The following is an 8,604-nucleotide window of genomic DNA, read 5'->3' as shown; positions in this document are numbered from 1 at the left end:
TAGTGCGGGGTCCGCGTACAGGTCCGCGGAGACGTCCCCGGGCACGTCCTTGGGGACGGCCGGGGACGGCTCGCGGTCCGAGGGGGTCACGGGCGGGGGCCCATCGAGGCGGAGGTCAACGCGTCTTCTGCACCGCGTCGCCGATCGCCTTCACGAACTGCGGCAGGCGCGGACCCCAGCGGGAGGCGAGGTCGTCGTCGAGCGGCACCACGCCGCCGTCCTTCACCGCCTTCAGATCCTGGAAGCCCGGCCGCTTGGCCAGCGCGGCGGCGTTCTGGCCGCAGCACTTGGTGTCCGCGAGGAAGATCAGGTCCGGGTCCTTCTTGACGAGGTACTCGCGGGACAGTTGCGGGTAGCCGCCGCTCGCCTTGTCCGCCGCGTCCGCGACGTTGCGCAGCCCGAAGAGGCCGTAGACCTGCCCGGCGAACGTCTCGGACGTCACGGTGTGGAGCTGGTTGTCCAGCTCGTGGTAGTAGGTGAGGCCCTTGCCCTTGGTGGACGCGGCGACGGTCTTCTGGATGTCGGCGCGCATCCCGTCGGTGACCTTCTTCGCCTCCGCGACGTGCCCGGTGGCGAGCCCCAGATCGGTGATCTCGTCGTAGGCGTCGTCGAGCTTGGCGGCGGCGGGCTCCAGCAGCACCGGGATCTCGACCTTCTCCAGCGCCTTGACGACGCCGTCCATGTCGTTGGACAGCACGACGAGGTCGGGACGGTACTTGATGACCGCCTCGGCGTTCGGCTTGAACCCGGAGAGCTGGGTCTTGGGTGCGCCGGACGGGTAGTCCGAGAGGCTGTCCACGGCGACGACCTGGGATCCGGCGCCGATGGCGAACAGGGTCTCGGTGTGCGTGGGGGACAGCGACACGATCCGCTTCGGGTGGGCGGGAACGGCCACCGCGCCGTTGCCGGCCTGCACGGTGACGGTCGCGGCGCCGCTCTCCGACGTCTTGGTCTTGCCGTCGCCGCCGCAACCGGCGGCGAGCGTCACGGCGGCGGTCACGATGGCCGCGCCGAGGACGCGCACGGGTCTCACAGGAGCCTCCTGGCTGCCGGGAAGCCGCGGCCCGTCATGACGGATCGCCCTTCCACGAGGTCGAGAGTCGTCGGCGCGCACGGAGGCGACCTGGCTCGGCCTCTTCGACAGGGGCACCACAGTTGCGGGACAGCGCCGGGTTCACACCGGACTTCGCTCCAGGGCGCGCTTGAAGTGCAACGTTATCAGCCGCCTTATCCGGTTTGGCGCGCGCATCGGAGTGAGTACTCACTTCGGTATTGACGGAGTGAGTACTCACTCCGTACAGTGGCGGGCGTGGAAGCCAAGAGCCGGCGGCGCGCCCCCGGGATGAGCCCCGAGCAGCGCCGCGAAATGATCGTCCGGACGGCGCTGCCGCTCGTCGCCGAGCACGGCACCGCCGTCACCACCGGCCAGATCGCCCGCGCCGCCGGCATCGGGGAGGCGACGATCTTCCGGGTGTTCGCCGACAAGGACGAGCTCCTCGACGCCTGCGTGGCGGAGGCGCTGCGCACCGACCACGTGCTGGCCGAGCTCCAGGAGATCCCGCTCGACCAGCCGCTGGCCGGGCGGCTCGCCGAGGCCACCGCGGCGATCCAGGCCTACCTCGGCCGGATGGGCATGGTCCTCGGCGCCCTGCACGCCACCGGCCGCCGCGGGCGGGGCTCGCACGGCGGCGGCGAGGCGGCCGACGCCGCGATCGACCGCGCGTCCGCGATGGCCCGCACGCGGGGCGCGCTCGCCGAGCTCTTCGAGCCCGACGCCGACCGCCTCCGGCTCTCCGTCGAGGAGACCGCCGGGATGTTCATGGGCCTGGTCTTCACCTGGAGCCGCCCGCCCACCGGCCCCGATTCCCCGGCGCCCTCCCTGGAGGAGTACCTCGACGTCTTCCTGCACGGCGCGCTCACCGACACGACCCCCGAAGGGAGCCCCACGTGACCATCACCCTCAACCACACCATCGTCACCGCCGCCGACAACGACGAGGCCGCCCGCTTCTTCGCCGCCGTCATGGGCCTGGACTACACCGGCCCCCACCCGCACGCCCGCCACTTCGTCCCGATCAAGGTCAACGACGGGCTCACCCTCGACTTCATGACCGTCGCCTTCCCGCAGGGCCACCACCTGGCCTTCGACGTCGACGCCGCCACCTTCGACGCGGTCGTCGACCGCCTCGACGCCCGCGAGATCCCCTACGGCGACCAGCCCTCCCACCCCGACAACGGGCGCGTCGACACCGGCCATCCGCTCGGCGCCCGCGGCCTGTACTTCTCCGACTCCAGCGGCAACCTCTACGAGCTCATCTCGTCCTGAGGCCGGGCGGCGCGGCTCAGCGGCCGGAGCGGACCCGTCAGTAGGCGAGTGCCGTCGGCCGGCGAGCGCCCGTCAGTAGGCGAGCGCCGGTCAGTAGGCGAGCGCCGGTCAGTAGGCGAGCGCCGGTCAGCCGGCGAGCGACTTCAGGAAGTTCCGGGTCCGCTCGCGGTCCGCGCCCGGAACGAACTCGCCCGCCACGAAGTCGGTGACCCCCGCCGCGGCCAGCTCCTCCACCCGCGCGCCGACCGCGTCCTCGTCGCCGATGACGGCCAGGTCGGCGGGGCCTTCGGCGCCCTCCCGGTCCATCATCGCGCGGTAGGACGGCAGCGTCCCGTACACCTCGAACGCCTTCGCCGCCCGCGCGCGTGCGCGCTCCGCGTCGTCGGTGACGCACACCGGCAGGACGCAGACGATCCGGGGAGCGGGACGTCCCGCAGCCTCGGCCGCGGCGGTGATGGTCGGCGCGATGTGGTCGCGGACGGTGGCGGGACCCGTCATCCACAGGACGGTCCCGTCGGCGCGCTCCGCGGCCAGCCGCAGCATCTTGGGGCCGAGCGCCGCCAGCAGCACGGGGACCCGGCCCTCGTTCGGGACGGTCAGCCCGATCTGGCCGCGCAGGGTCTCCCCGGTGAACGACGCCGTCCGGTGGTCGAGCAGGGGCAGCAGGATCGACAGGTACTCGTCCATGTGCCGCAGGGGGCGTCCGAAGTCGTACCCGAACATGTCCTCGATGACGACCTTGTGCGACAGGCCGATGCCGAGGGTCAGCCGCCCCTCGCCGAGGGCGAGCGCCGTCGTCCGCGCCTGCTGGGCCAGCGCCGCCGGATGCCGCGGGTACGTCGGCACCACGGCGGTCCCCAGCTCGATGCCCGGCACCCGGCTTCCCGTCACCGCGAGCGCGGTCAGCGCGTCCACACCGAAGATGTTCGACATCCACGCCGAGGCGAAACCGTCGTCGGCGGCGCGCCGCACATCGTCGGCCAGCTTGTCGGGGGGGGGGGGGGCCCCCCGGCCCCCCCCCCACCACCTGGGGGTCGCGCGGTCGACCGCGTACCGCTACCTGCAGAGCCTTGCGTCCTCAGGCTTCATCGAGGAGCAGCGCCCGGCGGGGTACCGGCTCGGGCCCCGGGTGTTCGAACTGGCGCGGCTGGCCCGCAAGGGACTCGGGCTGTCGGAGGTGGCCCGGCCCGTGATGCGCGAGCTGTGCGACCGGGTCGGCGAGGCGGTGCTGCTCACGCGGCGGACCGGAGCCACCGTGGTCTGCCTGGAGCGCGAGGAGACCGACCACCCGGTCCGGCTGTCGTACGAGCGCGGCCACGTCCTGCCGGTCAACGCGGGCGCCTCCGCGCTGGTGCTGCTGGCCTGGGCGCCCGAGAAGGAGATCGACGAGATCATCGAGACCAGCGGGCTGCCCCGCTTCACCGGCGCGACGATCACCGGCGCGGCGGAGCTGCGGGCCCGGCTGGCCGAGATCCGGGAGCGCGGGACGGCGGTCTCGCGCGGCGAGCTCGACCCGGACGTGCTGGGCGTCGCCGCGCCGATCCGCGGCGCCGATGGCGAGGTCGTCGCGGCCGTCAGCGTCGCGGCCCTGTCACACCGGGTCCCGGACGAACGGCTGCCGGAGGTCCAGCAGGCCGTCAACGAGGCCGCCGCCGGCATCAGCAAACAGCTCGCAGTCGTCTCGTCCTAGCCGATCCGCCCGGCCCCCGGCCCGGCCCGACACGAGCACGCGCACGGGCCGGGGCGGGGAAGGGCCGGCGCCGCCGCGGGCTCCGGGGACGAGGCGCGCCGCGAGCGGCCCGGCCCCGGGGGTGCACGGCCGCAGGGCCCGCCCACCGCCGCATTCCCCGGAGCCGCTCGGCCGGTCCCCGCGCGCTACTGGACGGGCCGGTAAGCGGGGCCCCCGTCGTCCAGGAGCCGTTCGGCCTCGGCGTAGATCTCCTCGGCCGGCAGGCCGAAGTCGATGGTCTTGCGGAACGGCTGCGGGATGTCCCGGTCGATGCGCAGGTAGACCTCGTTGCGGTTGCCCTCGGGGTCGAAGAAGTAGATACCGAAGGCGTTGCCGTGGGTGACCTCCTGCTGCACCTCGACGCCCTCCTCCTGGAACCTCCGGTGGAAGGCGCGGATGTCCTCGAGGGTCTCGACCCGCCAGGAGATCTGGTGCTGCTGCTTGGCGCCGGGCGGGGCGGTGCGCCCGGTCTGCAGGACGAACTCGTGGTGCTCGACGTCCGGGCGGGCGCTGAAGAACACGATGCCGATCTCGTCGTCGTGGTCGGTGACGGTCAGGCCGAGGACCCGCTCGTAGAAGTCCCGCATCAGCGGGAGGTCGGTGACCCAGAGTCCGGTATGCCCTAGTTCGGCGATGGCCATGGACGACTCCTTGTCCTGTTTTACAGGAAGATAATCCTGAATATTGAGCACGCTAGCTCATTGACCGCCGATCGCTCCAGCCCTAGCTTGTATCGAAACACAGGATGCTTGCTCCAATAGACAGGACAGGATGTGGGATGCGGTTCGTTGCCTACCGGGATGAGAACGGGGCCGAAGCGCTCGGCCGCCTCGACGGGACACGGGTGCACCGGCTGCTCGGGCTCGACCGGATCGACCGCGCGGCGGGCGATCCCACCGCGGTGCCGGTGGCGGAGGACGGCGCCGAGCTGGATTGCCTGGCCCTGCTCCCCGTCGCCCGCCCCGGCAAGGTCTTCTGCGTCGGGCTCAACTACCGCGCGCACGTCGACGAGACCGGGCGCGACCTGCCCGAGTACCCGGTGCTGTTCCCCAAGTTCGCCTCCAACCTGATCGGGCACGGCGAGCCGATCCTGCTGCCGCCCGAGTCGTCCCAGGTGGACTACGAGGCGGAGCTGGCCGTGGTGATCGGCAGGGCCGGCCGCCGCATCCCGCGCGGCGAGGCGCTGGAGCACGTGCTCGGCTACACGATCGCCAACGACGTCACCATGCGGGACTTCCAGTACAAGACGCACCAGTGGATGCAGGGCAAGGCCTGGGACGGCTCCACGCCGCTCGGGCCCGTCCTGGTCACCGCCGACGAGCTGGACCCCGGGAGGCTCGACCTCTCGCTGCGGCTGAACGGGCGGGAGATGCAGTCGGCCTCCACCGACCGGCTCATCTTCGACGTGCCGACGCTCATCGAGGTGACGTCCCAGTTCACGCGGCTGGAACCCGGGGACGTGATCCTCACCGGCACCCCGGGCGGCGTCGGGTTCCGCCGCGACCCGCAGGTGTTCCTCGCCGACGGCGACGTCGTCGAGGTCACGATCGGCGGCATCGGCACGCTGCGCAACACCGTCCGGGCAGAAGCCTGAGCCGCGATCCCGAGAACCGAGGAGGACCCATGGGCACCGTCCAAGAGAGCTTGGAGGCGTTCCCGTTCGACACCGCGCCGCGCGTGTTCCGGCGGCGGGAGGAGCAGTTGCTCGGCGATCCGGTCGTCCGGCCGGGGGCGCCGCGGATGGGACGCGACCACCCGCCGATCGAGGTCGTGCACCTCGGCGCCGAGTACGCGGACCGGCCGTTCGCGCCGCCGCGCGGCGTCTACGAGAGCGACTTCCTGCGCCTGGAGTGGCAGACGATGAACGGCCGGCAGCCGTTCTACCACCGCAACTGCGATGTGGACGAGATGTCGTTCCAGGTCACCGGTGTGCGGACGCTGATGACCGACATCGGCAGCGTCGACCTGGTCGCGGGCGACTTCTCCCGCATCCCGGTCGGGGTGGTGCACGACAACTACGGGCGCGAGGACATCCACATCCTGTTCTACGTGCCCGCCCCGGTCCACGAGGCGATCCCCGCCGAGCGGACCTCGCGGGTGGCGATCCCGCCGTTCGACGGCTGGGAGCCGAGCGAGATCAACGAGATGATCACCGAGTGCCTCGCCGGGCCCGGCCACGACATCGTGCTCGCACCGGCCGACGAGCAGGCCCTGCTCGAGCACGCCGCGACCGAGACCGACCGGATCCAGGTGCTGCGTCCCGGCGACGCCCCGGGCACGACCTGGGTGTACCGCTCGTCCGACGTCCTGATCGGGCGGACGTGGGCGCCGGCGTCGGACGGGCGCGTGTACCGGCGCATCCGCAACGCCCAGGAGATCCAGTTCCAGCTCGACGGGCGGCGGACGCTCGTCACCCAGCGCGGGACCGTCCGGCTGGAGCCGGGCGACTTCGTCAAGATCCCGGCCGGGATCGCCTTCACCTCGATCCACCACGAGCCCAGCACGCACCTCACGGTCGCCTCGGCGCGGGACGTGCCGCGGGTCACCGAGGCGACGCGCACGGCGGAGCGGCTGCCCGCGGCCGAGATCGAGGCGCTGCGGTGACCGCGCGGGACCTCGCGATCGCGGCGAACCGGGCGCTGGCGGCGGCCGGTCAGTCGGACATGGTGTGGGGGCACGCGGCGGTCCGCGACCCGGACGGGCGCGGCATCTGGATCAAAGCGCCGGGCTGGGGCTTCGAGGAGATCGACGCCGACCGGACACAGCTCGTCTCCTGGACCGCCGACGTCCTGGAGGGCGACGGCACACCGCACAAGGAATGCCACATCCACCTGGAGATCCTCCGGCGGCGGCCGGAACTGCACTGCACGGTGCACAGCCACGCGCACTCCGCCGTCGCGTTCGCGGCGCTGGCCACGCCGCTGCTGCCGATCTCGCACGAGGGGGCGCTGTTCGGCGGGGAGGACGTGCCGCGCTTCGCCCTCACCGGCGGGCTCGTCCGCAGCCCAGAGCTCGGGCGGGCGCTGGCCGAGACACTCGGTGACGCGCCCGCCGCGCTGATGCCCAAGCACGGCCTCGTCGCCGCCGGGACGAGCGCCGAGGCGGCCGTCATGCACGCCGTCCTGCTCGACCGGGCCTGCCGGACGCAGCTGGCGGCGATGGCGGCCGGGCCGATCCGCGTGTGGTCCGACGACGCGGAGGCGGCGGCGAAACGCGACGAGTGCTGGCCCGGCGCCCAGCTCGACGCGGGCTTCGCCTACCTCGTCCGCAAGGACGGCCGCCCGTGACCGCCCCCATCCTGATCGCCGGCGCGGGACCGGTCGGGCTCACCGCCGCGAACCTGCTGGCGGCCCGCGGCGTGCCGGTCGTCCTCGTCGAGCGCAACGCCTCCACCAGCGACGAGGCCAAGGCGATCAGCCTGGACGACGAGTCGCTGCGCACCCTGCAGGCCGCGGGCCTCGACGGCGCCGTCCTGGACATCGTCGTGCCCGGCACCGGCACCCGCTACTACGACCGCAGGAGCCGCCCGCTGTTCCAGGCCCGCGGCCCCGAGCCGTACCGCCTCGGGCACCCCTTCAAGAACCAGTTCGCCCAACCCGAGCTGGAGCGGGTCCTGCTGCAGAACCTCAAGGACCGCGACGGCGTCGACATCCGGTTCGGCACCGAACTCGCCGACGTCGTCGAGGCCCGCGACGGCGTCACCGCCGTCCTGGACGCCTCCGGCGCCCGCACCGAGCTGCGGGCGAGCTGGGTGCTCGGCTGCGACGGCGGCCGCAGCACGATCCGGGAGCTGAAGGGCATCGGCATGACCGGGACCAGCCACCAGGAGGTCTGGCTGGTCGCCGACACCATCGGAGACCATCACGACGAGCGGTACGGCATGCACCTCGGCCGCCCCGACCGGCCGACGGTGATCGTGCCGGGGCGGGACGGCCGCTGCCGGTACGAGTTCCGGCTCCGCCCCGGGGAGGGCCGGGGCGGCACCCGGCCGGACTTCGCGACCATCGCCCGCCTCGTCTCCCCCTACCGGACGATCACCCCCGAGCAGGTCGAGCGCGCGACGAACTACACCTTCAACGCCGTGGTCGCGGACCGGTGGCGCGACGGCCGCTGCTTCCTGCTCGGCGACGCGGCGCACATGATGCCGCCGTTCGCCGGGCAGGGCCTCAACTCGGGCGTCCGCGACGCCGCGAACCTGGCGTGGAAGCTGGCGGAGGTGTGGCACGGCCGCGCGGCCGAGCGGCTCCTCGACACCTACGAGCCCGAGCGGCGCCCGCACGCCGAGGCGACCGTCGCGTTCTCCGAGCGGCTCGGGCGGGTGGTGATGACCGTGGACCCGATGCGGGGGCGCCTGCGGGACACCGCCGTCCGGGCGCTGCTGCTGGCCCCGTGGAGCCGTCGCTACCTGACCGAGATGCGGTTCCGGCCCCGGCCCGTCCACGCCGGCGGGGTCGTGGTGCGGACGGGCCACGGCGACGAGCGGCTGGTCGGGAGCCAGCTCCCCCAGCCGCGCGTGCTCGTCCCGCCGGGCCTGCGCCCGCGGCGGCTCG

The 8,604-nt window shown here is 73.0% G+C and carries 10 protein-coding genes; 7 read left to right on the top strand and 3 right to left on the bottom strand.

What is annotated here, in order from left to right; genetic code table 11:
• Positions 1–115 precede the first annotated feature (115 nt).
• A complete protein-coding gene (locus ABZ914_RS40840; protein WP_500199994.1) occupies positions 116–1,033 on the bottom strand; it encodes an ABC transporter substrate-binding protein in 918 nt (305 codons plus the stop codon).
• 276 nt (positions 1,034–1,309) lie between these two features.
• Between ABZ914_RS40840 and ABZ914_RS40835 the strand changes: the two genes are divergently transcribed.
• Both ABZ914_RS40835 and ABZ914_RS40830 read left to right on the top strand, forming a co-directional pair.
• Positions 1,310–1,951 (top strand): TetR/AcrR family transcriptional regulator, encoded by a 642-nt coding sequence (locus ABZ914_RS40835; protein ID WP_500199993.1) that lies wholly within the window; start codon positions 1,310–1,312, stop codon positions 1,949–1,951.
• On the top strand, positions 1,948–2,325 hold the full coding sequence (locus tag ABZ914_RS40830; RefSeq protein WP_500199991.1) for a VOC family protein: 378 nt from the start codon (positions 1,948–1,950) through the stop codon (positions 2,323–2,325). Before ABZ914_RS40835 ends, ABZ914_RS40830 begins: the two co-directional genes overlap by 4 nt.
• A gap of 126 nt (positions 2,326–2,451) precedes the next feature.
• On the opposite strand, the gene ABZ914_RS40825 is transcribed toward ABZ914_RS40830, so the two are convergent.
• Positions 2,452–3,309 (bottom strand): LLM class F420-dependent oxidoreductase, encoded by an 858-nt coding sequence (locus ABZ914_RS40825; RefSeq protein WP_500199995.1) that lies wholly within the window; start codon positions 3,307–3,309, stop codon positions 2,452–2,454.
• 1 nt (position 3,310) lies between these two features.
• Here ABZ914_RS40825 and ABZ914_RS40820 point away from each other — a divergent pair, with 1 nt between their 5' ends.
• Complete coding sequence (locus tag ABZ914_RS40820) at positions 3,311–4,015, top strand: IclR family transcriptional regulator (protein WP_500199990.1); 705 nt, start codon at positions 3,311–3,313, stop codon at positions 4,013–4,015.
• A gap of 185 nt (positions 4,016–4,200) precedes the next feature.
• On the opposite strand, the gene ABZ914_RS40815 is transcribed toward ABZ914_RS40820, so the two are convergent.
• A complete protein-coding gene (locus tag ABZ914_RS40815) occupies positions 4,201–4,695 on the bottom strand; it encodes a VOC family protein (RefSeq protein WP_500199988.1) in 495 nt (164 codons plus the stop codon).
• A gap of 137 nt (positions 4,696–4,832) precedes the next feature.
• Here ABZ914_RS40815 and ABZ914_RS40810 point away from each other — a divergent pair, with 137 nt between their 5' ends.
• The 4 genes from ABZ914_RS40810 to ABZ914_RS40795 form a co-directional block, all read left to right on the top strand.
• On the top strand, positions 4,833–5,648 hold the full coding sequence (locus ABZ914_RS40810) for a fumarylacetoacetate hydrolase family protein (RefSeq protein ID WP_500199986.1): 816 nt from the start codon (positions 4,833–4,835) through the stop codon (positions 5,646–5,648).
• A gap of 29 nt (positions 5,649–5,677) precedes the next feature.
• On the top strand, positions 5,678–6,658 hold the full coding sequence (locus ABZ914_RS40805) for a hypothetical protein (RefSeq protein WP_500199985.1): 981 nt from the start codon (positions 5,678–5,680) through the stop codon (positions 6,656–6,658).
• Positions 6,655–7,341: a class II aldolase/adducin family protein gene (locus tag ABZ914_RS40800; protein WP_500199984.1), complete on the top strand. Its 687-nt coding sequence runs from the start codon at positions 6,655–6,657 to the stop codon at positions 7,339–7,341. The genes ABZ914_RS40805 and ABZ914_RS40800 overlap by 4 nt, the downstream gene beginning before the upstream one ends.
• The coding region (locus tag ABZ914_RS40795) for an FAD-dependent monooxygenase (protein WP_500199982.1) at positions 7,338–8,604 on the top strand (1,267 nt) is incomplete at its 3' end. The genes ABZ914_RS40800 and ABZ914_RS40795, both read left to right, overlap by 4 nt.

It is taken from the genome of Spirillospora sp. NPDC046719, assembly GCF_040645715.1.
GTDB lineage: Bacteria > Actinomycetota > Actinomycetes > Streptosporangiales > Streptosporangiaceae > Spirillospora.
The sequence above is the reverse complement of the archived record's forward strand: the minus strand, read 5'-3'. Positions and strand labels throughout refer to the sequence as shown.

Bases quoted from the DNA above. Each gene is read 5' to 3' on its own strand.
- ABZ914_RS40805 (WP_500199985.1), top strand. From the start codon at position 5,678: ATGGGCACCGTCCAAGAGAGCTTGGAGGCGTTCCCGTTCGACACCGCG.
- ABZ914_RS40815 (WP_500199988.1), bottom strand. From the start codon at position 4,695: ATGGCCATCGCCGAACTAGGGCATACCGGACTCTGGGTCACCGACCTC.
- ABZ914_RS40810 (WP_500199986.1), top strand. From the start codon at position 4,833: ATGCGGTTCGTTGCCTACCGGGATGAGAACGGGGCCGAAGCGCTCGGC.